The organism is Conexibacter stalactiti (assembly GCF_033542075.1).
Classification (GTDB): domain Bacteria; phylum Actinomycetota; class Thermoleophilia; order Solirubrobacterales; family Solirubrobacteraceae; genus Conexibacter; species Conexibacter stalactiti.
In genome coordinates this window covers 59,236-82,223 of record NZ_JAWSTH010000004.1, presented here as the reverse complement: position 1 = coordinate 82,223, position 22,988 = coordinate 59,236, and the positions used below count along the sequence as shown (strand labels likewise).

At 72.2% G+C, this 22,988-nt stretch carries 22 protein-coding genes and 1 tRNA gene; 12 read left to right on the top strand and 11 right to left on the bottom strand.

What is annotated here, in order from left to right; genetic code table 11:
* Positions 1 to 10: 10 nt before the first annotated feature.
* Positions 11 to 3,514: a DEAD/DEAH box helicase gene (locus R7226_RS03185; protein WP_318595583.1), complete on the bottom strand. Its 3,504-nt coding sequence runs from the start codon at positions 3,512 to 3,514 to the stop codon at positions 11 to 13.
* 205 nt (positions 3,515 to 3,719) lie between these two features.
* On the opposite strand from R7226_RS03185, the gene R7226_RS03180 reads away from it, so the two are divergent.
* The 5 genes from R7226_RS03180 to R7226_RS03160 are packed head-to-tail and all read left to right on the top strand — an operon-like array spanning position 3,720 to position 6,789.
* Entirely contained in the window at positions 3,720 to 4,298 is a 579-nt protein-coding gene (locus R7226_RS03180) for a TlpA disulfide reductase family protein (protein WP_318595582.1), read from the top strand.
* The gene (locus R7226_RS03175; protein WP_318595581.1) at positions 4,295 to 4,726 is read left to right on the top strand and encodes a GNAT family N-acetyltransferase; all 432 of its coding nucleotides are present in this window, start codon (positions 4,295 to 4,297) and stop codon (positions 4,724 to 4,726) included. The genes R7226_RS03180 and R7226_RS03175 overlap by 4 nt, the downstream gene beginning before the upstream one ends.
* A complete protein-coding gene (locus R7226_RS03170; protein ID WP_318595580.1) occupies positions 4,719 to 5,705 on the top strand; it encodes a galactose-1-phosphate uridylyltransferase in 987 nt (328 codons plus the stop codon). The genes R7226_RS03175 and R7226_RS03170 overlap by 8 nt, the downstream gene beginning before the upstream one ends.
* 5 nt (positions 5,706 to 5,710) lie before the next feature.
* Positions 5,711 to 6,139 carry a D-aminoacyl-tRNA deacylase gene (gene dtd / locus R7226_RS03165; protein WP_318595579.1) on the top strand — a complete coding sequence of 143 codons (429 nt, stop codon included), beginning with the start codon at positions 5,711 to 5,713 and terminating at the stop codon, positions 6,137 to 6,139.
* A gap of 11 nt (positions 6,140 to 6,150) precedes the next feature.
* On the top strand, positions 6,151 to 6,789 hold the full coding sequence (locus R7226_RS03160; protein WP_318595578.1) for a hypothetical protein: 639 nt from the start codon (positions 6,151 to 6,153) through the stop codon (positions 6,787 to 6,789).
* On the opposite strand, the gene R7226_RS03155 is transcribed toward R7226_RS03160, so the two are convergent.
* The 3 genes from R7226_RS03155 to R7226_RS03145 all read right to left on the bottom strand — a co-directional run bounded on the left by R7226_RS03155 (position 6,786) and on the right by R7226_RS03145 (position 10,604).
* Complete coding sequence (locus tag R7226_RS03155; protein WP_318595577.1) at positions 6,786 to 7,745, bottom strand: ABC transporter permease; 960 nt, start codon at positions 7,743 to 7,745, stop codon at positions 6,786 to 6,788. The genes R7226_RS03160 and R7226_RS03155 overlap by 4 nt on opposite strands.
* A gap of 43 nt (positions 7,746 to 7,788) precedes the next feature.
* On the bottom strand, positions 7,789 to 9,546 hold the full coding sequence (locus tag R7226_RS03150; RefSeq protein WP_318595576.1) for an ABC transporter substrate-binding protein: 1,758 nt from the start codon (positions 9,544 to 9,546) through the stop codon (positions 7,789 to 7,791).
* Between the two features lie 80 nt (positions 9,547 to 9,626).
* The gene (locus tag R7226_RS03145; RefSeq protein WP_318595575.1) at positions 9,627 to 10,604 is read right to left on the bottom strand and encodes an ABC transporter permease; all 978 of its coding nucleotides are present in this window, start codon (positions 10,602 to 10,604) and stop codon (positions 9,627 to 9,629) included.
* A 161-nt stretch (positions 10,605 to 10,765) separates the two neighbouring features.
* On the opposite strand from R7226_RS03145, the gene R7226_RS03140 reads away from it, so the two are divergent.
* The 3 genes from R7226_RS03140 (at position 10,766) to R7226_RS03130 (ending at position 12,727) form a co-directional block, all read left to right on the top strand.
* Positions 10,766 to 10,839 (top strand) — tRNA-Arg (locus tag R7226_RS03140).
* A 73-nt stretch (positions 10,840 to 10,912) separates the two neighbouring features.
* Positions 10,913 to 12,079, top strand: a complete 1,167-nt coding sequence (locus tag R7226_RS03135; RefSeq protein WP_318595574.1) for an FUSC family protein — start codon at positions 10,913 to 10,915, stop codon at positions 12,077 to 12,079.
* A gap of 9 nt (positions 12,080 to 12,088) precedes the next feature.
* The gene (locus R7226_RS03130; protein ID WP_318595573.1) at positions 12,089 to 12,727 is read left to right on the top strand and encodes a hypothetical protein; all 639 of its coding nucleotides are present in this window, start codon (positions 12,089 to 12,091) and stop codon (positions 12,725 to 12,727) included.
* Between the two features lie 54 nt (positions 12,728 to 12,781).
* Here the strand turns inward: R7226_RS03130 and pyrE are convergent, their stop codons facing one another.
* The 5 genes from pyrE to R7226_RS03105 all read right to left on the bottom strand — a co-directional run bounded on the left by pyrE (position 12,782) and on the right by R7226_RS03105 (position 17,404).
* Positions 12,782 to 13,360 carry an orotate phosphoribosyltransferase gene (gene pyrE, locus R7226_RS03125; protein WP_318595572.1) on the bottom strand — a complete coding sequence of 193 codons (579 nt, stop codon included), beginning with the start codon at positions 13,358 to 13,360 and terminating at the stop codon, positions 12,782 to 12,784.
* Between the two features lie 5 nt (positions 13,361 to 13,365).
* Positions 13,366 to 14,466: a L,D-transpeptidase family protein gene (locus R7226_RS03120; protein ID WP_318595571.1), complete on the bottom strand. Its 1,101-nt coding sequence runs from the start codon at positions 14,464 to 14,466 to the stop codon at positions 13,366 to 13,368.
* Positions 14,467 to 14,498: 32 nt separating this feature from the next.
* Positions 14,499 to 15,359 carry a CPBP family intramembrane glutamic endopeptidase gene (locus tag R7226_RS03115; RefSeq protein WP_318595570.1) on the bottom strand — a complete coding sequence of 287 codons (861 nt, stop codon included), beginning with the start codon at positions 15,357 to 15,359 and terminating at the stop codon, positions 14,499 to 14,501.
* 11 nt (positions 15,360 to 15,370) lie between these two features.
* Positions 15,371 to 16,063 carry an HAD family hydrolase gene (locus R7226_RS03110; protein WP_318595569.1) on the bottom strand — a complete coding sequence of 231 codons (693 nt, stop codon included), beginning with the start codon at positions 16,061 to 16,063 and terminating at the stop codon, positions 15,371 to 15,373.
* Positions 16,064 to 16,144: 81 nt separating this feature from the next.
* Positions 16,145 to 17,404 (bottom strand): mannosyltransferase family protein, encoded by a 1,260-nt coding sequence (locus R7226_RS03105; protein WP_318595568.1) that lies wholly within the window; start codon positions 17,402 to 17,404, stop codon positions 16,145 to 16,147.
* On the opposite strand from R7226_RS03105, the gene R7226_RS03100 reads away from it, so the two are divergent.
* From R7226_RS03100 to thiL, 4 genes are all read left to right on the top strand, one after another.
* A complete protein-coding gene (locus R7226_RS03100; protein ID WP_318595567.1) occupies positions 17,403 to 18,221 on the top strand; it encodes a mechanosensitive ion channel family protein in 819 nt (272 codons plus the stop codon). The two genes, R7226_RS03105 and R7226_RS03100, sit on opposite strands and share 2 nt — an antisense overlap.
* Before the next feature lie 167 nt (positions 18,222 to 18,388).
* Positions 18,389 to 20,494: a transglycosylase domain-containing protein gene (locus R7226_RS03095; RefSeq protein ID WP_318595566.1), complete on the top strand. Its 2,106-nt coding sequence runs from the start codon at positions 18,389 to 18,391 to the stop codon at positions 20,492 to 20,494.
* Positions 20,495 to 20,640: 146 nt separating this feature from the next.
* Positions 20,641 to 20,859: a translation initiation factor IF-1 gene (infA, locus tag R7226_RS03090; RefSeq protein ID WP_304686918.1), complete on the top strand. Its 219-nt coding sequence runs from the start codon at positions 20,641 to 20,643 to the stop codon at positions 20,857 to 20,859.
* A 34-nt stretch (positions 20,860 to 20,893) separates the two neighbouring features.
* Positions 20,894 to 21,919: a thiamine-phosphate kinase gene (thiL, locus tag R7226_RS03085; protein ID WP_318595564.1), complete on the top strand. Its 1,026-nt coding sequence runs from the start codon at positions 20,894 to 20,896 to the stop codon at positions 21,917 to 21,919.
* Here the strand turns inward: thiL and R7226_RS03080 are convergent.
* Complete coding sequence (locus R7226_RS03080) at positions 21,877 to 22,080, bottom strand: hypothetical protein (protein ID WP_318595563.1); 204 nt, start codon at positions 22,078 to 22,080, stop codon at positions 21,877 to 21,879. The genes thiL and R7226_RS03080 overlap by 43 nt on opposite strands.
* Before the next feature lie 180 nt (positions 22,081 to 22,260).
* A complete protein-coding gene (locus R7226_RS03075) occupies positions 22,261 to 22,968 on the bottom strand; it encodes a class E sortase (protein WP_318595562.1) in 708 nt (235 codons plus the stop codon).
* Positions 22,969 to 22,988: the final 20 nt, after the last annotated feature.

The following is a 22,988-nucleotide window of genomic DNA, read 5'->3' as shown; positions in this document are numbered from 1 at the left end:
GACGCCCGCGCTACTCGTCGGCGGTCGCCGCGGCGACCGCTCTTCTGGCTCTCGCGGCTCTTCTGGCCGGCGCTCTTCTTGCGGCGGCTCTGGCGGCAGCTCTGCTGGCCGGCGCTCTTCTCGCGGTGGCTCTGGCGGCAGCTCTTCTGGCGGGCGCTCTTCTCGCGGCGGCACTTCTCGCCGGCGCTCTTCTGGCGGCCCCCGCGACCGGCGCTCTTCTCACGGGCGCGGCTCTTCTGGCGGCCGCTCTCGCTCTCGGCGCTCTCGCGACCCTTTCTATCCCGACCCTCGCCACCGCGGCTCTCGCGGCCGCTCTTCTGGCGGGCGCTCTTCTCGCCGCGGCTCTCGCTCTCGGCGCTCTCGCGGCTCTTGCGGCGGCTGCCGTTCTCGTCGCCGGCGCCCTTCTCGCGGCCGCTCTGCGCGGTCTCGGGTCGGTGCCGTTGGCCGCGACGCGCACGGCCTCCGCCGCCGCGGTGACGGCGTCGAGGATCCCCGGTGCCGTCGACGAGCGACGGGCGCGCGGTCTTCTCTGCAGCTCCTCGACGACCGTCGGGACCAGCTCGAGCTGTTCGGTCGCTGCCGCGCCTCTTCTCGCGCGCGCTCGTCTCGCTCTCGGCGCTCTCGCCGCCTCAGCGTCGCCAGTGCCTCTCGCGCTCACAGCGGCCAACTCGACATCGGCGCCGCCGGCTCTCCTCGCCGTCCGGCGCGCGCGTCTCGCTCTCGGCGCGGGCGCGGCGTCGCTCGCCGCCGCCGTGCCAGCTGCCTCGGGCATGCCGGACTCGGCCGGCGAGACCGGGGCCTCCGGCGCGGGCGCCTCGGCGCCGGCCTCGGACGCGGGGGCAGCCGGCGCAGCCGACTCCGGCGCGTCGGCCTCAGCCGTGCGCTCACCGTCGCGGCGCGGACCGCCGTCGGGCGCTCCGCCGCCTCTGCGGCCGCGCGAGCCGCGCCGCCGACGCGAGCCCCTTCTCGAACGTTGCTGATCGCCGTCGCCGGAGCCGACGACGGCCGCCTCGCGGCCGTCGGCGAGCGCCTCGTCGAGCACGTCTGATTCAGGCCCGCCCGCCCCGTCGCCGTCGTGATCGAGCGCGTCGGTCGCGACCGCGGTCGCGGCCAGCGCCTCCTCGGGCGCGGCGCCCTGATTCGCTCCCTTGCGACGACGACGCGCCCCGCGGGAGCGCCTGCCTCTGGGGAAGTTCCGCAGCAGCTCGCGCGCGAGCGCCGAGGGCTTGCGCGCCATCCTCGTACGGGCGCCCCGAAGGGCCTCCTCGGCCTCCGGCGTGTGCGCGAGCGCGGCGGCGAGCAGCGCGGCGGAGAGCCGGCGGTCCTGTCTCCTCGACGCGTGCACGAGCCGGCGCGCGTTGCGCGCATGCGCCCCGCCGGAGGAGTTGACGAGCAGGCCCAGCAGGCGCTTGGTCTCGGGCCAGCGCTGCACGGCGTACTCCTCGTGCACCTCGCGCGTGTACTCGGCCATCCGCCAGATCCAGGCATTCGCTTGGTCCCTACGGCCAATCCTCTTCTCGGCGAGCGCCTGCAGCATGATCTTGACGCCCTCGCGGCGCTCGTCGCGCGGCCAGGTGCCCATCAGGTCGATCGCCTGGTCGAACGCCTCCGCATCCCTCGCGGCGGCGATCTCCTGCAGCGCCCGCAGGCGCAGCTGCGCGTTGCGGTTGCGCTCGACGGCGGTGATCAGGAAGCGGCGCTTGAGGTCGCCCTGGCGGTCGAAGTGCAGCATCGCCTTCGCGCGCCGCCAGCCGTTCGGCGCCACGCGCGCGCCGGCCAACGCCGCCCACACGTGCTGCTCGCCGTAGTCGAGGTGGTCGACGGCGATCCGCCACAGCTCGCGCTCGAAGACCTCGGCACGTCTCTCGGGATCGGGCGTCACCGGCAGCACGCGGCGCTCGACGCGCACACGCCGGCCGCGGCCGCGGCGGACGGGCCCGACGACGATCGCGCCGCCGCGGTAGACGTCGCGGTCGAGCAGCGAGTGAAGCGTGATGACCGACTCGTCGTTCTTCGTCGCCGGGTGGACGAAGTCGACGACGATGCCGGCCTCCTTGCCCTGGTGGCGACGCGTGACGCGGCCGACGCGCTGCTGGTAGATGCGCTTGGAGGCGGTCGGCGCGAGGTGCATGCAGACGGTCGCGCGCGGCGAGTTCCAACCCTCGGCGAGCAGCTGCGCGTTGATCAGCACGTCGATCTTGCCGCGCTCGTAGTCGGCGAGGATCCGCGCCAGCTCGCGCTTGGGAGTCTCGCCGGAGACGGCCTGCGCCTTCATGCCGACGTCGCGGAATGCCTGCGCGACGTTGTAGGCGTGGCGCACGCCGGCGGTGTAGACGACGCCGGGCACGCCGTTGAAGCGCGTCTTGTAGAGGTCGGCGATCGCGAGGTTGAACGGCAGCTGATCGAGCAGCTCGGCCAGCATCTCCTGGTCGAACTCGGTGTCGACCTCGCCGCGGCGCAGCGGCACCTTGGCGATCGTGCGGACGCCCGGGCCGGGCGGGATGCGGATGCAGCGCAGCGGCGAGATGACGCCGCGGCGGGCGGCCTGCGCGAGGTCGAAGCGCGAGGTCTGCGTCGGGAAGAGGTCGGTGACGTGGCGGGCGATCAGCGCGCCGGTCGCGGTCATGCCGACGAAGACGGGGCCGGCCCACTGACGGATCGAGCCGCTCGTCTTCTCGCCGAGCGCCGTGTGGGCCTCGTCGCAGATGACGATCGTGTAGGCGTCGGAGATTCTGCCGGCGTTGCGGACGAACCACTGGTAGGTCTCGACGGTGACCGGGCCCCTCGGGCTGTCCTGTCCGGCCAGCAGCGGCGCCGATATGCGGTCGGCGTACCCGCGCTCTCTCAGCTCGCCGTGGAACTGGTCGACGAGGTTGCGGCGGTGGGTCAGGATCAGCACGCCGCCGGTGCGCGAGGCCTCGACGAAGCCGAGCGCGGCGACCGTCTTGCCGGCGCCGGTCGCATGCTCGAACCAGAAGCGGCGGGCGGCGTTGGGATCCTCGGGCTGCTCGGCGAGCTGGACGTTGTCGTCCTCCTCGCCCTGGTCGTCCTGCCAGTCCTGCGGCTCCTCGTCGGGCTCGCCCTCGTCGAGGTCGATGTCCTCCTCGCCGGGGATCGCGGAGGAGGCCAGCTCGGCCGGCTCCTCGACCGGCTGCGGCGTCCCGTTGGACCCGTTGCCGGTGCGTTGAACCTCCGCCATCAGGGCGGTCAGCGTGCCGGAGAGCGCGTCGACCTGGTGCGGGTTGAGCAGCGTGCCGTCGGCGAGGTGCGCCTCCTCCTCGCTCAGCAGCCGTTCGAGGCCGACGAGCAGCGAGTACTCGCGCCGCCACGCGACGGACGGCACCTTGGCGCCGCCGGCGATCTCGGCCAGAGCAGCGTCGAGCGCGCGCCGACGGGCGCTGCCGGGCGCGAGCGCGTCAGCGGGCTCTTCGCCGTCGTGGACGAAGCGCTCTCGCGTGAAGCGCTCAGCGCTCGCAATTGATCTGGCGTCAGGAAGGGACGTTGATTCAGCCATCAAACGGCGTACAGGCGTAGCCTCGAGTTGGACGTTGCCTCTGAGACAAAATGAGCCGCGGTGGTGCTTTTCGGCGACTCAGAGGACCGGCGTCGGCCGGGCACGGAGGGGGTTCCTCACAGTGCTCCCCCCGTGCAACACAGCAGGATATCCGTATTGAAGCAGATAGGGCGTCCGGATCGACCGATGTGCCAAGCTTTTCGCGATGCGCCGCCTCCCCGTCCTGATCGCCTGCTGCATGCTCGCGGCGGCTTTGCTCACAGGATGTGGAGGGGACGAGCCGTCGGGCGACGTGCCGACCCCCGCCGAGGCGAGAGCGGCGCTGAGAGGGTCGCCGCCGCCGCTGGCGGCGCTCCACGCCCAGGCGAACGAGCTGCTGCCCGGTGAGACGGCCGCGTTCGAGAGACGGCTGGCAGAGCTGAGGGGCTATCCGGTCGTCGTCAACGCGTGGGGGTCGTGGTGCGGCCCGTGCAAGGAGGAGTTCCCCGTCTTCCAGCGGCTGGCGACGAGATACGGCAGATCGGTCGCCTTCCTCGGCCTCGACGTGACCGATCCCGAGGACGACGCCCGCGCGTGGCTGAGAAGAAACCCGGTGCCGTATCCGAGCTTCCTCGACCCCGACGAGAAGGTGGCGCGCAAGATCGGCGCGCGCGTCGGCCTGCCGACGACCGTCTTCTACGGCAGAGACGGCGAGGTCGCGACGATCAAGCAGGGCCCGTTCCGCGACGACGCCGACCTCGAGACGTACCTGCAGCGCTACCTCGGAGCGGTTCCGACGTCATGACGGTCGAGATCCGGCGCGTCGCCGGCCGTGCCGAGATGGAGGCCGCGCTGGCGGTGCGCGACCGCGTCTTCTGCGTCGAGCAGGGCGTTCCCAAGCGCGAGGAGCAGGACGGGCGCGACCGCGAGGCGCTCCACCTCGTCGCCGTCGAGGAGGGCGTCGTGATCGGCACCTGCCGGCTGCTGTTCGTCGACCGCACGGTGCAGTTCAGCCGCCTCGCGGTCGAGCAGACGGCGCGCCGTCGCGGGATCGCGTCACGGCTGCTGCAAGCCGCCGACGCGGAGGCGATCGGCGCCGGCGCGCGCCGGATCGTGCTGCACGCGCAAACCTACGCCGCCGACCTCTACCTCGCCGACGGCTACGAGCCGCGCGGTCACGTCTTCGTCGAAGCGGGCATAGAGCACATCGCGATGGAGAAGCGGCTTGTCTGAGATCCGTGTCGATCCGCTCACCGGCCTGCGCACGATCATCGCCGCCGACCGCGCCAACCGGCCGGGCGCCGGCCTCAGCGCGACGCCGGCCGAGCCGCTGGACCCCGCGACCGATCCGTTCGCCGAAGGCCACGAGCAGCAGACCCCGCCCGAGCTGTACGCGCTGCGCCCCGGCGTCGAGCAGCCCGCGCCCGACACGCCCGGCTGGAGCGTGCGCGTCGTGCCGAACCGCTACCCGGCGCTCGCCGCCGAGGCGCCGGAGCCCGCGCTGGAGGCCAACCGCGACCTCTTCACCGCGGCGCCCGCGCGCGGCGCGCACGAGGTGATCGTCAACGCGCCGCAGTCGGTCACCGCGCTCGCCGACCTGCCGGTCGAGCAGGTCGTGACGGCGATGGAGGTGTGGCGCGAGCGGATGCGCGCCCACGCCGGCGCCGCCTGCCGTCACCTGCTCGTCAACGAGCGGCGCGAGGCCGGCGCCTCGCTGCCGCACACGCATGCGCAGCTGTACGCGCTCGACTTCGTGCCGGCCGCGATCGCCCGTGAGCGCGAGCGCTTCGGCGCCTACGCCGTCCGCACGATGGGCGGCAACCTGCTCGCCGACCTGCTCCAGGAGGAGGTCCGGCGGCGCGAGCGGATCGTCGCGATCGACGACGAGGCGGTCGCGATCGCGCCGTACGGCAGCCGCCTGCCGTACCAGCTGATGATCGTCCCGCGGCAGGCGCGCGACCGCTTCGAGGACGACGGGCCGATCGCGGCCGCGCTGCTGCACGACGTGCTCGGCCGGCTCGGCCGTCAGCTCGGCGCCAACCCGCCGTTGAATCTGTGGGTGCGCACGGCGCCCAGCGGCGCCGACCACTTCTGCTGGCGGATCGACGTGCTGCCGCGCCTGACCCACCTCGCCGGGCTGGAGCTCGGCACCGGCGTCAACCTCAACATCGTCGCGCCCGAGCGCGCCGCCGCCGAGCTGCGCGAGGCGTAGGAGCGGTGCGCGCCCTCGTCCAGCGCGTCTCGCGCGCGAGCGTGCGCGTCGACGGCGAGACCGTCGGACAGATCGGCCCGGGGCTGCTCGTGCTGCTCGGCGTCACGCACGACGACGGCGAGCGCGAGGCCGACCGGCTCGCCGACAAGCTGCTGGCGCTGCGGCTCTTCCCGGACGCCGACGGGCGCATGAACGAGCCGCTCGGCCCCGCTCGCGGCATCCTCTGCGTCAGCCAGTTCACGCTCTACGGCGACACGCGCAAGGGCACGCGCCCGAGCTGGGGCGCGGCGGCGCCCGGCGAGCTGGCGCAGCCGCTCTACGAACGCGTCTGCGAACGGCTCGGCGCCGAGCGCGGTGTCTTCGGCGCGCAGATGGAGGTCGAGTCGGTCGGCGACGGACCGGTGACACTGCTGGTCGAAGTCGCCGCGCAGTAGGCTCCGCGACCATGCCGCCGACCGATCGCTACGTCATCCGCTTCGCGGCCGAGCCGCCGCAGGAGACGCTCCCCTACGGCCGCTGGGCCGACACGCTCCGCAGCTGGTTCCTCGAGGCCGTCGACGCGATCGACCCGGGCGAGGACGAGATCGGCGAGCCCGGCGACGTCGTCTGGTTCCCGGACCGCAGCTACGGCGGCCGCACCTACGTGCCGGCGACGGCGCGCACCTCGACCGGCCTGGAGCTGTTCGGCTACGTCTCCTTCGCGGAGGGGGCCGGCGGCGCGCCCGACGACTTCGCCGCCCACGCCGACTTCACCAGCGAGACGGCCGACGCCAACCCCGAGTGGCAGATCGACCTCAACGAGGAGGTCGTCGGCAGCTGGCGCGGCCACAACGGCAGAACGGCCGACATGACGCTGATCTGGGGGATCCCGCTCGTCAAGAACGGCGCGATCGTGACCGCGGAGCTGGCCGACCTCGCCGTCGACCAGTGCGAGCTGGTCGACTACCGCTTCACGCTCATCGCCCCGGACGCCTACCGCTCCGACTACCTCGACGTGAAGCTCTTCTCGGCCGCCGGCGACGAGCTGGCGCGCGAGTCGCTCTACGTCGAGGACGACGACGAAGACGAGGAAGAAGAAGCCTAGGTCCGGACGCGCGGGTCGAGGTAGGCGTAGACCACGTCGACCACGAGGTTCGCGAGCACGACGAAGAGCGCGGCCAACAGGACCGTGCCCTGGATCACGGGGAAGTCGGCGTAGCGGATCGCATCGAGGCTGAGGCTGCCGATGCCCGGCACGTTGAAGACGGTCTCGGTCAGCAGCGCGCCGCCGAGCAGCACTCCGAGGTCGATCCCCAGCAGCGTCACGACCGGCGTGATCGCGACGCGCAGGCCGTGGCGCAGGACGACCTGCCGCTCCGGGATCCCCTTCGCGCGCGCCGTACGGACGAAGTCCTCGCTCATCGTCTCGATCAGGCTGGAGCGCAGCATCCGCGCGTAGACGCCGGCGAAGGCGCCGGCCAGCACCAGCCACGGCAGCAGCAGCGAGCCGAACCAGCCGCCGGGATCCTCCGTCAGCCCGACGTAGGAGTTGGCGCCCGGCAGCAGCGGGAAGCGGCCGATGTCGTCCGCGAACAGGTAGAGCGCGAGCAGGCCGACCCAGTAGACGGGCGCGGAGATCGCGATCAGCGCCCCGCCCATGAAGAGGCGGTCGACCCACGTCCGCCGCCGCAGTGCCGAGACGATCCCGATCGGCGTCGCGATCGCGACCCACAGGACCGCGGCGCCGACGGTCAACGCGAGCGTCGCCGGCAGCCGGTCGCGCAGCAGCGAGGAGACCGAAGCGCCGCTGTAGTAGCTGTAGCCGAGGTCGAAGTGGAGGAAGATCCCCTTCACGTACGTCCAGAACTGGGTGTAGACCGGCTCGTCGAGGCCGAGCTGTGCGCGGATCTGCGCGATCGTCTCCGGCGAGGCGTTCTTGCCCGCGCGCAGCACCGCCGGGTCGCCCGACGGCAGCAGGAAGAAGAGCGCGAAGGTGACCGCGCAGACGCACAGGAGCACGACGACCGACCACAGCAGCCGCCGGACGATGTAGCCGATCATCGCCGGCGCGCCCCGTCGAGGGCGCGCCGACGCTGACGCGGCCCTATCTCAGGGAGCTGAAGGCGAGGTCGCAGTGCCCCTGGTTCCACAGCTGGTTGGCGCAGCGCACGTCCTCCGAGGAGACGACCGGCTGCTTGTCCCACAGCCATGGGATCGCAGCACCGGTCTCGGTGATCATGCGATCGATGTTCGCCCACGCCTCGGCGCGTTCCTGCTCGTCGACGATCAACTCGGCTCTCGCCATCGCCGCGTTGATGCTCGGATCGTTGAGCTGCGGCCAGTTGGGGTTGCTGCCCTCCTCCATGCTGATCGCGGCGCCGTTGAAGGCGGCGTCGAGCACCGTCTGGGCGTCGGCGAAGTCGCGGATCCAGCCGAGGTTGGGGCAGACGTTGACTCTCGCTCTCGGCGACGCGCAGTAGCGGCCCATCATCGTGCCGGCGTCGACCAGCTGCAGTCTCGTCTTGAAGCCGAGGCTTCTGAGCGCCTCGTCGACCAGCTCCGCGTTCTTGTCGGAGGGGTCGCCGGAGTCCCCGACGACCGAGATCGTCTCCTCGCCGGTGTATCTGCCGTCCGGGTAGCCGGCAGCGGCCATGTATCTCTTCGCGACGTCGGGATCGCCCGCTGGGTCGGCGAGGAAGTCGACGCCGGTCCCTCTCAGCCCGCCTGCCTGCTCGAAGCCGGGGACGCCGGGGTAGAGGAAGTGCGTCGCGACGTCGCCGAGCACCTCGCCGCCGCGCACGAGCCGCATCTGCTCGCGGTCGAGCTGGGCGGCGACCGCCTTGCGCAGGTCGGGATCGTCGAACGGCGGGATCGCCGTGTTGAGCGCCGTGTAGCGGTTGCCGGCGCCGGGGCTGAAGTAGATCTGCTCGGGGCTCTGCTGGACGGCGCGCTTGACGATCGCGGCCGTCGGCGTGTCGCCGAGCGTCATCCCGTCGCCCTCCAGCACCTGCCGTCCGGCGACGTTGGGGTCGTTGCCGACCGACCATTCGATCCCATCGAGGTAGGCCGGGCGGTCGTCGGTCGCCGGATCCCAGTTCGGGTTGCGCTTCAGCACGTATCTGCGGCCGGGCACGATCCCGACGCCCTGGACCGTCCCGTCGGGCTTGGCGTCGAACATGTAGGGGCCGGTCGCGACCTGGTGGGCCGAGTACTCGCTGACCCCTCCGGACGGTCTCTCGTCATATCTGCGCGCGACCTCCGGCGGGACCGGAGCCGACAACGGCAGCACGGTCGCCGCCGCCAGCACGGTGCCGGTCGGGCGCGTCAATCTGAAGACGACCGTCTGGTCGTCGGGGGTCGTGATGCCCGCGATCGGGCCGCCCTCAGCTCTGTCGGCGCCGATGACGTCACCGTAGTAAACACCGGCGTACCCGTTTGCGACCGACGGGTTGAAACCGCGCTCGATCGCGTACTTCACGTCTCTGGAGGTGACCTCACGGTTCACCGGCGGGCTGTATCTGACACCTCTGCGAATTCTCACGGTGACGGTTCTGCCGTCGGCGGAGACCTGCGGCGGTCCGTCCGCGAGGTCCGGCACGGCTCTCGTCGGGTCACTCGGCTCGTAGCGGTAGAGCGGCCGAACCGTCCCGCCGAGCACGTTGAACGCGGCGCTGGAGTAGGTCGCGCCGGAGTCCAGCGGCGCCGCCAGGTCCTCCTCGGTGACGACTCTCAGCACGCCCCCTCTTCTCCCGCCCGCGCCGTCGTCCGCTCTCGCGGTGTTCTCGGCGACGGTGCCGCCGTCCGTGCCGCCGTCGTCGTCGCCGCCGGAGCCGCAGGCGGCCAGCAGCGATGCGAGGGTCATGCAGAGGAGGCTCACGAGGAGCATCCGCACGACGGATCGCGGCATGGTGGGTCCTTTCATGGGCAGGTGAGAAAGAGGTTTCACAGTTGAGTTCTCGGATCGAGTGCGTCTTGCACGCCGTCCCCCAGCAGGTTGAACGCCATCACAGTGACGAGCAGCGCCAGCCCGGGGAAGAGCATGTACCACCATTGCGTATCGAAGTTCGGTGCTGCGTCAGAGATCATCGAGCCCCAGCTCGGTGTCGACGGTGACACTCCCACTCCCAGGAAGGACAGCGCCGCCTCGAACAAGATCGTCTGCGGGATCATCAGACTTGAGTAGACGATGATCGTGCCGGCGAGATTGGGCACGATCTCGCGCACGACGATCTGCCGGTCGGAGGCGCCCGCGAGCCGCGCCGCGTCGACGAACTCGCGCTCGCGCAGCGATATCACCTGACCGCGCACGACGCGCGCGATCACCGTCCAGCCGATCACCGCGACGACCAGCAGCACCGTCCGCAGTCCGGGCTCGATCAGGCCGCCGGCGCAGCCGTCGCCGAGCGTGCAGGCGGAGGCGATCCCGAGGCCGAGCAGCAGCACGGGGAAGGCCAGCATCACGTCGACCAGACCCGACAGCAGCGTGTCGACCCAGCCGCGGTGCCAGCCGGCCAGCAAGCCGAGCGTCACGCCCATCACTACGGCGATCGCGGTGCCCGCGAAGCCGACGAAGAGCGAGACGCGCGCGCCGTAGACGGTGCGCGAGAAGACGTCGCGGCCGAAGTCGTCGACGCCGAAGAGGTGCTCGGAGCTGGGACCGGCGGGGGCGCCGAAGGCGTCGAGCGCGTCGCGGTCGCGCACGTTCGGCGGCGGTGCGCCGACGAGCTTCACGACGAGCGGCGCCAGCAGCGCCACCAGCACCAGCGCGACGATCACGGCGAGCGCCCCGAGCGCGACGCGATCGCGCCGCAGCCGGATCCAGAAGAGCTGTGCGGGGGAGCGGGCGTGCAGTCCGGCCGCTTCGCCGAGCGGCAGATCGGCCGGCGGCTCGTGCAGGAGACCTGGCGCGCCGACGCTCATCGGACGGCCCCCGCCGTCCGCGATTCAAGCCCGAGAGTTGCATCGCCGATGGCACCCATCCGAACCGTTCCCTGTTCGCGCACGGGGGTTCGTCTCCTGTCTGGAACCGTGACATAGCACAGGCTCGCGGCGTATACATGAACCATTACGCTGTGCCATGCGCCCCGGTAGCTCAGTTGGATAGAGCGACTCCCTCCTAAGGAGTAGGCCGCTGGTTCGAATCCAGCTCGGGGCATCGAGGGGCGGTCAGACGTTCATCGACCGGGGCGCGAAAGGTACGGAGCCGACGCGGATCGGCGCATGCGGGCATGCTGTTTGACGTGCTCGAACCGGCGCGCAGACGGATGCGGCTGAGCAGCCGCCTCGACGACGTGCGGCGCGCGGCGCTGCCGATCGCGCAGGCGACGCTCGCGGCGGGCGCGGCGTGGTTGCTGGCGACCGAGGTCTTCCATCACCAGCGGCCGTTCTTCGCCCCGATCTCGGCGATCATCTGCCTCGGCGCGACCTACCTGGAGCGCGGCCGCCGCACCGTCGAGCTGATGATCGGCGTGACGCTCGGGATCGCCGTCGGCGACCTGCTGATCGCGGCGATCGGCGTCGGCACGCTGCAGCTGATGGGCGTGATCGCGCTGGCGATGGCGGTCGCGGTCTTCGTCGGCGGCGGTCCGATCCTGATCACGCAGGCGGCCGTCTCGGCGATCCTCGTCGTGACGCTGCAGCCGCCGACGGAGGGGATCTACTGGGGGCGGATGATCGACGCCTTCACCGGCGGCCTGCTCGGGATCGCCGTCTCGATCCTGATCCCCGTCGACCCGCTCGCGCTCGCGCGCCGCACGGTCCGCCCGCTGCTCGACGAGCTGGCCGGGGCGCTGGAGGACGTCGCGACCGCGCTCGACGAGGGTCGCACCGACGCCTGCGAGCGAGCGCTCGCGCGGGCGCGCACGCTCGACACGAAGTCGGGCGCCTTTCACAGCGCGGTGATCGCCGCCGGTGAGACGGCGCGGCTGGCGCCGCCGCGCTGGAGCGCGAGGGATCAGCTCGTCCACTACGCCGAAGCCGACCCGCAGCTCGACAACGCCGTCCGCAACGTGCGCGTGCTCGCGCGCGGCGCGCTGCGCGCGCTGCAGCTGCACGACCACGTGCCACCCGACATCCCGCTCGCGCTGCGCGAGCTGGCGGCCGCGGTGCGCGGCTTCGACGATGCGCTCGCCGACCCGCACGGCCGCGCCGCGAAGGCGCCGCGCGCCGCCGCGCTGCGGGCCGCGGCGCGCGCGACGCTGGTGCTGGAGCGGACCGGCAACATGTCCGTCAGCGTGCTCGTCGGGCAGGTGCGCTCGACCGCCGTCGACCTGCTGCGCGGCCTCGGACTCGACGGCGACGAGGCGCGCGCGGCGGTCCGCGCGGCGGCGCAGGAGGTCGCGGCCGAGGAGCTGGAGGGTGCCGGCGCGGGAGTTCCCCACCGGTCGCTGCACTAGGCTGGAGGGATGTCCAGGACGGGGCGACGCGTCGTGCTGCTGACGGTCTGTGCGCTGTCAGCCGGCGTCGCGACGGTGAAGGCGTTCGGCGGCCTCGGCGACGACGGCGCCGCGCGCACGATCACGACGACGGTCCCGGCGGAGACGGCGCAGGTGCCGCTGGCGCCGGCCGGCCCGACCCCTTCGCTGCCCGACGGCTGGCGCCGCGTGCGCGACAGACAGGGTGGCTTCAGCGTGGGGCTGCCGCCCGGCTGGGCGGCGAGACGCAGCGGCGGCACGCTGGTGCTGCGCTCGCGCGACCGCACGCTCGCGATCGCCGTCGGCGCCGATCGCAGCGCGCCGGGCAGAGTCGCCGCGCCGAGCGCCTACGCGCGCGAGGCGATCGAGAGCCTGAGGGGCTACAGAGGGCTGCGCTCCTCGCCGTCGCGCACCGTCCAGACCGCGCCGTATCCCGGCGCCCTGGCCACGGCGACCGGCACCTACGCCGACACCGGCGTCAAGCAGGCGATCACGCTCGTCGCGCTGCAGCGCAGAGGCGACGCGACCTTCACGCTGCTCGCCTTCCGCAGCGCCCAGTCGCCGCAGTCGCCGGCCCAACGCGTCGTCGACAGAATCGTCGACACGGTCCACGCCGAGCGGCCTGCGTAGCGGCGCCGCTCAGCAGCCCCACGCCGACGCCGACGCGGAGCGACTCCGCGCTCCCTACTTGTCCGGGCGGCCGGGGTAGACGTCGTCGATCGTGCTGAGCGCGACGTACGGCGCCTGGGCCGCCTGCTCGATCGCGGCGGCGCCGCCAGCGAGGCGGTCGCAGATCGCGACGACGCCGCAGATCTCGTAGCCCTCGGCGCGCACCGCCTCGATCGCCTTGACGGTCGAGCCGCCGGTCGTGACGACGTCCTCGACGATCAGGCAGCGGTCGCCGGCGGTCAGCAGCGGACCCTCGATGCGACGGGAGAGCCCATGCGCCTTCGTCTCCTTGCGGACGAAGAAGGCCTTCACGTCGGCGCCGCCCGCGAGCGCGGCGCAGGCGAGCGGGTCAGCGCCCATCGTGAGGCCGCCGACCGCGGTCGCGCCGAGCGCGCGCGCCTGTTCGGCGATCAGCACGCCGGCGGCGAAGAAGCCCTCCGGCAGCAGCACCGCGCGCTTGACGTCGACGAGGTACTGCGCGGTCGCGCCGCTGGTCAGCACGACCTCGCCGATCACCAGCGCCTCCTGGCGCAACGCCGCGACGAGGCGCTCGCGCGCCTCGTCAGCGCCGTACGGGGGCTCGACGACCGCCACCGGGCTCAGTAGTAGACGTCGATCTGATCGCCGAGCTGCACCCAGTTGTAGATGTCGAGCGCGACGCGGATCGGCACCCGCAGGCAGCCGTGGCTGGCGGGGTAGGTCGGGACCGACGGGTAGCCGTGAATGGCGTAGCCGCGGATGAAGTAGCTGGAGTGGACCATGCCTCTGTTGTTCACGCCGGGCTGCTTCCAGTAGAAGCGGTAGTTGCCGAGCACGGTCGGCGTGACGGAGGCGCCGGAGCTGGTCGTGTAGGTGCGCAGCACTCTGCCGTTCTCGATCAGCGCGAGCACCTGCTGGCTGAGGTTGGCCTCGACGTGGCGGCCGTGGTCCGGGTAGCGGATCTTGAAGCCGCCCTGGCCGCGCAGCAGCTTGTCGACGACCGCGCCGTCGATCGTCTTCAGACGCGCCGAGCCGAGCACCTTGCGGTAGGCCTCGACGGCGTCGCCGGTGCCGGCGTCGTAGACGCCGGACCGCGGGACGGCGTAGCCGAGGTCGGCCAGCTTCTGCTGCAGCAGCGCGACGAACGGGCTGTTGGTGCCGAAGCCCGCGAGCGGCGCGACGACGGCGACGGAGGCCGCCTTCGACTGCGCCGCCGCCTGCTGGGGCGACTGCTCGTGGACGGCGAAGACTCTGACGTCGCCGAGCTTGCCGGCGGTGAACTTCGCGCGGAAGGTCGCCGTCTGCTTCGTCTTCGTCGGCTTCGGCGTGACCGTCACCTGCTTGGCCAGTCTGTCGCCGAGCCAGATGCGCACTCTGACCTTCTGTCCCGGCACGTACGGCACGATCCGACCGGTGATGTGGACGACTCTGCCGGGCACCGTCAGCGTCGAGGAGCCGACGCGGTAGACGCCGCTCTCGAACGAGGTGCCGATTCTCGCTCTCGCTCTGCGCACCGCTCTTCTCGGCGCGGGCGGCGTCGGCGTCGGCGTGGTCGTCGTCGGCGGCACCTGCTCCGCGCCGGCTCTGGGAGCGGCAGCGGCGGCGACGGCGGGATCGACGGCGGCAGGCTCGGCGGGCGCGTCCTGGGCGAACGCGGCGGCCGGTGTCGCGGCGATCGCAAGCGTCGCGGCGAAGGCGGAAATTGCGGTGCGACCGGTCATGAGGCGGACAATCCTAGATGAGGGGTGTGATGTCACGTCGCCGCGCCGATCGGACGGTCAGATCGACGACCGGCGAACGGCCAGCAGATCAGCATGCAGGCGCCGACCGAGCCGAGCACCAGCAGCACGATCGCCCAGGCGTCCCAGCCGGCGGCGGTGACGCCGAACGCGATCGAGTTGTTGACGGCGTGCAGTGCGATGCACGGGAGCAGCGAGCCGGTTCTCCAGCGCAGCAGGCAGAGCAGGAAGCCGAGCAACATCAGCGGCGGCAGGAACTCGGCGTCGGTTCCGGCGGCGTGGATGCCGCCGAAGATCACGCCGGTGATGATCGCCGCCGGCCACACGCCGCGCCAGTTTCTGAGCGCGCCGAACATGTAGCCGCGGAAGAGGAACTCCTCCGCCAGCGGGGCGACGACCGTCACGAGGATGCAGACGCCGATCAGCGCATAGGTGCTCTCGTCGACGCCGAGCGAGTCGGGCAGCTCGTCGGTCGCGCCGGTGTCGATGATCGCCGCCCATACCGCGCTGAGGAAGTAGAAGGCGAGCATCGTCGCCAGCGCGGCGCCGATCGCCGGCCACAACGGCGTCTTGCGCAACCCGAACTGGGCGGGCGTGACCGGGCCGACGGAGCGCGCGAAGAAGATAGCCGCGCCGATGAAGGCGAAGTCCTGGAACAGCGTCGAGAGGATCAGCACCGCCGGCGGCGGGTCCTCGATCGTGGCGCCGAAGAGCGTGGCGACCGCGGCGATCACGAGCTGCCCCGCGAAGGCCGCGAAGAAGCCGGCGATCAGCGCCGCGAAGGCCGTCCACGGACGCCACGCCGTCTCGCGCTCCGGGGCGGCAGGCTCATGCGACTGCGGCGCGATGAAGCGTGGGGGCGGGGCGCTGCTCACAGTCGAAGAGCTTACGCAGCCGCGATCCCCGGCAGCTCGCGCAGCGAGCGGACGGTCGCGACGCCGGCCGGCGCGGGGGCGCCGTCGCGCAGCACGAGCCGCGCGTCGATGCCGGCGGCACGGGCGCCGCCGACGTCGGCCTCGAGGTCGTCGCCGACGTGCAGCGCGGCGGCCGCCTCGACGCCGGCCAGCGCGAGCCCGCGAGCGAAGATCTCGCCGCCCGGCTTGGCGCTGCCGACCTCGGCAGAGGTAACGACGCCGTCGAGCAGGGACGCCAGCCCCGTCTGCTCCAGCGCGTCGTGCAGCGAGACGTCCCAGTTGGAGACGACGACGAGCCCGATCCCCGCCGCGCGCGCCCGCCGCAGCACCTCCGGCACCTCCGGGAAGGGGCGGAAGCGCAGCGCCGCCAGCAGCGCCTCGGTCAGCGCGTCGAGGTCGAGCCCGGCCGCGGCCGGCGGCAGCGCGTCGCGCAGCGCGCTCGCGGCGCCGCGCCGCAGCCGCGCGAGCGTCGCGCGGTCGTGGGCGATGTCGTGGTTGGCGCGGTAGAAGCGGATCTCGGCCTTCATCGCCGCGCCCGCCTCGGCCGCGGTCAGCCGCAGCCCGAAGCGCTCGGCCAGCGCTCGCCGCAGCGGCTCCACCGGCGGCTCCAGCTCGAGCAGCGTGCCGAGCGCGTCAAGCAGGTACGCCTGCGGCGCATCAGCCATGGAATGCCTCCAACCGGGAAGGCGAGCCCCAAGGCGAGCGTTCCCAGTGGCGCAATGGGCAAGCCCCCTGGGCGCAGACCATTACGCCACGAAGCCCCAGCGCGCGAACTGCGCCGTCAGCAGACCCAGCAGCACGGCGCTGACGGCGACGCCGCGCTCGACGGCGCCGTCGCCGCGCGCACCAAGCCAGCGCGCCAGCCACATCTGCAGCGGGAACAGCACCAGCAGGAAGCGCGGCAGCGACATCAGCGGCTGCGCGTCGACCGGGTAGGAGAGCGTCAGCGCGAGCGCGACGAGCGTGTAGGCGCCGTAGGCAAACGGCAGCCGTCGCAGCACCCCGACGAGCGCGATCAGCGCGAAGACGAGGAAGGCGAACAGCATCAGGTTCTGCCCGGCGGTCGCGAACGGGTCGCCGCCCGACTCGCTGAAGTAGACCGGCGTCGCGGTGCCGTGGACGAGCTGCCGGAGGCCGAGCCAGGCGGCGCGGGCACCGTCCCAGATCCCGCCGAGCGGGACGAGGTGGCGACCCCACAGCCCCTGCGCCGAGAACGGCGCGAAGAGGTCGTCGAGCACGACGCCGCAGTAGACGAGGAAGCCGGCGAGCGCGGCCGGGATCAGCGCCAGCCAGGCGATCGACGGCGCCAGCGGGTAGCGCGGCCGCCACCACGCGCGCGGCCCGGGCAATGGCGGCCGATCCTCACGCGGCCCATAGAGGTAGATCAGCAGCAGCGGCAGCAGCAGCACGGCGCCGCTGTTGCGCGTCAGCGCGGCGAGTGCGCCGGCGACGCCCACCCACGCCCACCTCCCCTGCCGCGCCGCCAGCACGGCGCCGACCGACAGCAGCAGGAAGAGCGACTCGGCGTAGACGGCAGAGAAGAAGAAGGCCGACGGGAAGAAGGCGGTCAGCAGCAGCGTCGAGCGCGCGTCGCGCTCGCCGAGGTCGAGCGTCGCGAGCTTGTGCAGCAGCACGAGCGCGCCGAAGAAGCAGGCGAGCGAGATCAGCAGCCCGGCGACCAGCGGCGCGCCGACGACCCACCCGAGGACCTTCGTCAGCAGCGGGTAGAGCGGGTAGAAGGCGGCCTTCCCACCGTCGGCCGTGTCGCCGTAGCCGTCCTGCGCGATCGACAGGTACCAGACCGTGTCCCAGCGCGCGGCCGGTCCGATCAGCAGGTCGGCGAACGGCGAGAACGGCCTGGTCAGCCCGCCGGGGTCGAACTGCTCGGCGCCCGGCGCCTGGCCGAGCCACAGCAGCCCGAGCAGCCCCGCGCCCCAGACGACCGCGCGCGACGTCCAGAAGACGCGCCACGCCTCGCCGATGCTGCCAGTACGCTCGCGGTCCATGGTCGTCGCCGATGTTGTCATCCCGCTCGCCCAAGCGACGGAGCCAGGGTTCCTCGACGAGCACAGATGGCTCGGCGCGCTGCTCGCGATAGCCGTCGCGGTCGTGCTCGCGTGGGCGGTCGACAGGGCGATCCTGCACCGCGGTCAGCGGATCGCCGAAGCGGTCATGCGCGACGATCTGACCGCCGCCGTCGATACGCGGATGCGCTTCCTGCGGCGGCTGACGACGCTCGTGATCCTCGTGATCGGCGTGATGACCGCGATCGCGCAGTTCGACGGGCTCAACCGGATCGCCACGACCGTGCTCGCCTCCAGCGCCCTGCTGGCGGCCGTCGTCGGCTTCGCGGCGCGGCAGACGCTGGCCAACCTGATCGCCGGCGTGATGCTGACGATCGCCCAGCCGCTGCGGATCGGCGACGCCGTCACGATCGAGGACGAGAGCGGCACGGTCGAGGACGTGCGGCTCAACTACACCGTCGTGCGCGGCGCCGACGGCCACCGCCTGTTCGTGCCGAACGAGCGGCTCGCCTCCGGCGTGCTGCGCAACGACACGATCGTCGACCCGCAGGTGGCGCTCGAGGTCGAGCTGTGGCTGCCGCTGGAGCTCGACGCCGACGCCGTCCTCGCCGCCTTCGCGACGCTCGACGGTCCGCCGGTCGCGCGCGTCGCCGAGATCGCCGTCGAGGGCGTCCGCTACACGCTGGCGCGCGGCCTGGTGCCGCCGCGCGAGCGCCCGCTGCACGCCGCGGAGCTGCGCGCCGACGCGCTGCGGGCGCTGCGGGCGCAGGGCTTGCTTGCAAGCGCCGCTGCGCCTTGAAGGAGTCGCGCCTTACCTGGGCGAAAACCCCGTCTGGCTATCCTTTCCGGACCGGCGTCGCAGCCCCGCGACGCTTCGCCTGCCTTTAGACCGTGAGTCGTCGAGAGCGACAGAAGCGCCGCAAGCGCAATCGCGGCCGCCCCGTGCGGCGCGCTGTCTTCGCCATCTTGGCGTTGTTGCTGCTGGGCGGCATCGGCGCCGGCGTCGTCGGCGCGACGTGGGTGATGGGCGTCGTCGACGACACGCCCGACATCGAGCAGATCCGCCCCAAGCCGGCCGGCGCGATCTCGACCGTCTACGCCGCCGACGGCACTCGTCTGGGCTTCATCGCCGGCGGCGACACGCTGCGCACACCGGTCGACGGCAGACGCATCCCGCTGCTGCTCAAGCGCGCGACCGTCGCGATCGAGGACAAGCGCTTCTACAAGCACAGAGGCGTCGACTACGTCGGCGTCGTGCGCGCCGCGGTCAAGAACGTGACCGAGGACGCCGCCTCGCAGGGCGGCTCGACGCTGACGATGCAGCTCGTGCGCAACCTGTACATAACGGCGAACAGATACAGAAAAGACATCACCCGCAAGATCCGCGAGGCGAAGCTCGCCGACGAGCTCGAGAAGCAGCACTCGAAGGAGTGGATCCTCGTCTCGTATCTGAACAACGTGCCGTACACGACGGTCGGCGGCCAGGAGTCGGTCGGCGTGCAGGCGTCGGCGCGCGTGCTGTTCGACAAGGACGTCTCGAAGCTGAACCTCGCCGAGTCGGCGCTGCTCGCCGGCCTGCCGCAGGCGCCGAGCGACTACAACCCGTTCTCGAACCCGAGAGGGGCGAAGAAGCGCCGCGGCGACGTGCTGCGCGCGATGGTCGACTCGAGATACATCACGCAGGCGGAGGCCGACGAGGCGACCGCCGCGCCGCTGGGCGTCAAGTCCAACGCCTTCTACCAGCAGCGCAAGGAGCCGTTCGTCTTCGACTACGTCAGAGAGCAGCTGATCGCCAAGTACGGCAACGACGTGCTGCGCGCCGGCGGCCTGAGGGTCTACACGACGATCGACCTCAGAAAGCAGGAGGCCGCGCGCGCCGCGATCAGAAGCGTCCTCTACGACCCGGCCGACCCGCCGGCCGCGATCGCGACGATCGACCCGGCCAACGGCCACATCCTCGCGATGGCCTCGTCCGCCATATACGGCGACGAGAAGGACGGCAAGACGAACTACAACTACGCCGCGACCGCGCAGCGCCAGCCCGGCTCGACGTTCAAGACGATGGTGCTGATGGCCGCGCTGCGCAAGGGCATCAACCCCGACTCGACGTACTACACGTCGAAGAAGCTCGAGCCCGGTTGGCTGTCGAGCGACCCGACCTACGAGGTCGCGACCTTCGGCCACAGCTACAGCGGCAGCATGAGCATCACGAGCGCGACGCTCAGCTCGGACAACACGGTCTACGCGCAGCTCGACGCCGACGTCACGCCCGAGGCGGTCCGCCAGGCCGCCTACGACATGGGCGTCACGTCGAGACTGGACGCCTACCCGGCCGAGGGCCTCGGCGGCCTCACCAACGGCGTCACCGTGCTGGAGATGGCCAACGCCTACGCGACGATCGCCAACGGCGGCATCCGCCGCACGCCGACGATCTTCACGAGAGTGAAGCTGCGCGACGGCCAGGTCCAGGACCTCGGCAGAACGAGAAGCAAGCGCACCTTCACGCCGGCGCAGGCGGAGAAGGCCCGCGAGGTGCTGGAGAAGAACGTGCAGTCGGGCACCGGCGTCAGCGCCGGCTACGGCTGCTCCGCCGCCGGCAAGACCGGCACCACCTCCGACATCAAGGACGCCTGGTTCGTCGGCTTCACGCCGAAGCTGTCGACCGCCGTGTGGATGGGCTACAAGACCCCGACGCCGATGGTCGTCCACGGCATGTCGGTGCAGGGCGGCACCTTCCCGGCGCCGATCTGGCATGAGTACATGTCGGTCGCCTCCGACGGCTACTGCGGGTCGGACTGGCCCGAGGGCGGCACCTTCGAGTCCGAGCCGTTCTTCGGCAGATTCGCCTCGACCGGCTCCGATGACGACGACGACTACTCCTACGACGGGACCGACGACGGCACCACCGACGACGGGACGACCGACGGCACGACCGGCACCGACGACGGCACCACCGGCGCGACCGACGGCGAGACCGGCGTCAACCCCGATCCGGGCGCCTACGCCAGGCCGCCCCAGGGCGAGCCCGACATAGACACCGAGGGCGGCGGCGCCGCCGCTCCCGGCAACTGACGCGCACAGCTCCCGGCGCCCCCGCGGCGGTCGCCGCGGCCGGCCGCCCCTCGCCGGCTCCGGCGGAGGCTGGTACCGTTCGTCTGTCGGCGCACGTGCGCTTCATGCGCGTGCCCACATCCATCCACCGCCAGATAGGACACGGTTTGTCGAAGGAAGAAAAGGTCGAGCTCGAAGGCGAGGTCATCGAGGCCCTGCCGAACGCAATGTTCCGCGTGAGACTCGACAACGGCCATCTGGTCCTCGGCCACGTGGCCGGCAAGATGCGCCGCTTCCGGATCCGCATCCTGCCGGGCGACCGTGTGCGCGTCGAGCTGTCGCCGTACGACCTCGACCGCGCGCGCATCGTCTACCGCCACCGCTGAGCGGTCGGCGTCCGCGCCGGCCTCGGAACGACTGATGCGAGAGCTCGCGCTGATCGAGGCGCTGAGCGAGATCCTCAAGCATGACCACGACCGCGTCGTCCGCCATCTCGGCGACGACGCAGCCGTCGTGCGCGCACGGCCGTTCTCTGTCACGTCCGTCGACACGATGGTCGACGGCGTCCACTTCCGCCGCTCCGGCCCGGGCGCGACCGCGACGCTCGCCGACGTCGGCCACCGCGCGCTGGCCGGCGCGCTCTCCGACCTCGGCGCGATGGGCGCCGACCCCGGCGAGGCATACCTCGCGCTGGTGCTGCCGCCCGGCCTGGAGCAAGACGACGTGCTGGAGCTGTTCCGCTCCGCGCAGGCGCTCGCGAGCGACTGCGGCGTCACGATCGCCGGCGGCGACCTCGCGCGCGGCCCCGTGCTGGTCGTGTCGGTCACGGTCGTCGGCTGGGCCGACAGCGCCGAGCAGCTGGTCGGCCGCGACGGCGCGCTGCCGGGCGACCTGGTCGGCGTGACGGGGACGCTCGGCGGCTCCGGCGCCGGCCTCGCGCTGCTCGACGGCACCGTCGGCGATGACGTCGTCGCCGACCCGCAGGTGCGCGAGCAGCTGGTGCGGGCCCATCTGCGGCCGCGGCCGCGGATCGCGGCCGGCCGTGCGCTGGCGGCCGCCGGCGCGCACGCGCTGGTCGACCTCTCCGACGGCCTCACGACCGACGCCGGCCACATCGCCCAGCGCAGCGGCGTGCGACTCGCGCTCGAAGCGGAGCGGCTGCCGCTGGCCGCGGGCGTCGCGGCGGTGGCGACCGCGCTCGGGCGTGCGCCCGCGATCTTCGCGGCGACCGCTGGGGAGGACTACGAGCTGTGCGTCTGCGTGCCGCCGTCGGCGCGCGCCGCGGCGGAGCGGGCGGCGCCGGTCACGTGGATCGGGACGGTGCGGGAGGCCGGCGACGCGGGCCCCGGAGCGTCACTGCTGTCGGCCGGCGACGACGCGGACGAGTCCGCGCCGCCGCGCGGCTACGAGCACGACTTCCGCGGCCCGCCGCCGATCTCGTCGTAGGCGTCGCCGAGCAGCTCGCGCACGTCGGCGCGCCGCAGCGCACCGTGCACGACGAGCATGCGGGAGACGAACGCCTCCGCAACCGCGTCGACGTCGACGTCGTAGTCCGCCCGCTCGATGCGAGCTCTGAGGTCGTTGATCTTCACTGTCTTGGTGTCCATTGAAAGAGCGGACGTGGTCGGCGCCCGGCGAGACACGGCGACCCGCTTTCTGCGGCCCGCCGTCACCGGATGCCCGTCCGTACCCTGTCTATCGCCAGCCAGGCGTTGGCACATGAGCAACCGTGTTCGCGGTTGGACATCCGGCCAGGCGCCTCCCGCCGGTTGGCGATGTTCGCCTTTTCAGGAGGTCGCGGCGCGCTGCGGCGGCTTCTGCTGCGCCGCGCCGCGCTCCTCGACTCTGCTGAGTCTCGCGAAGACGATCAGCCGCTCGGCGGCGCTGAAGAGCGGGTGGCAGGCCGACAGCACGAGCTGCTCGTAGCCGACGTCTCTCGTCACCCACGTCGCCGTCGGCTTCACGATCAGCTGTCTCGTGAAGACGTAGGTGAAGCGGCCGTAGGGCATCTCCACCACCAGCTCGTCGCCCTTGCCGAGCTGGTCGATGTTGCGGAACGGCGCGCCGTACGTCGTGCGATGGCCAGCGATCGCGACCGTCCCGCCGAGCCCGGGGAAGGTCGTGTCCGGGTAGTGCCCCGGCCCCATCCGCAGGTCGTCGGGCTGCGTGCCGTTGACGACGACCGAGTCCTGGTCGATCGACGGGATCCGCAACCTGCCGAACGGCTCGCCGTCGGTCGCCGTGCGGCGCGAGACGCGCGCGAGGAAGGCGATCCGGTGTCTGTCGGTTCTGAGCTGGGCGAGCGCCCGTCTCTGCACCGGCGTCGGCGCTCTCTGCTCGATCTGCTCCAGCTCGTCGGCGAGCTTCCCCTGCTGCCTGCTGGCGAGGAAGGCCGAGACCGGCTCCTGCCATGCGAGCGTGATCGCGGCATCGGCGATCAGCAGCACGCCGGCCACGATCAGGACACTGGAGAGAGCCCGCAGGGCGCGCCGCATCGCTTCAGTATGCCGTCTTC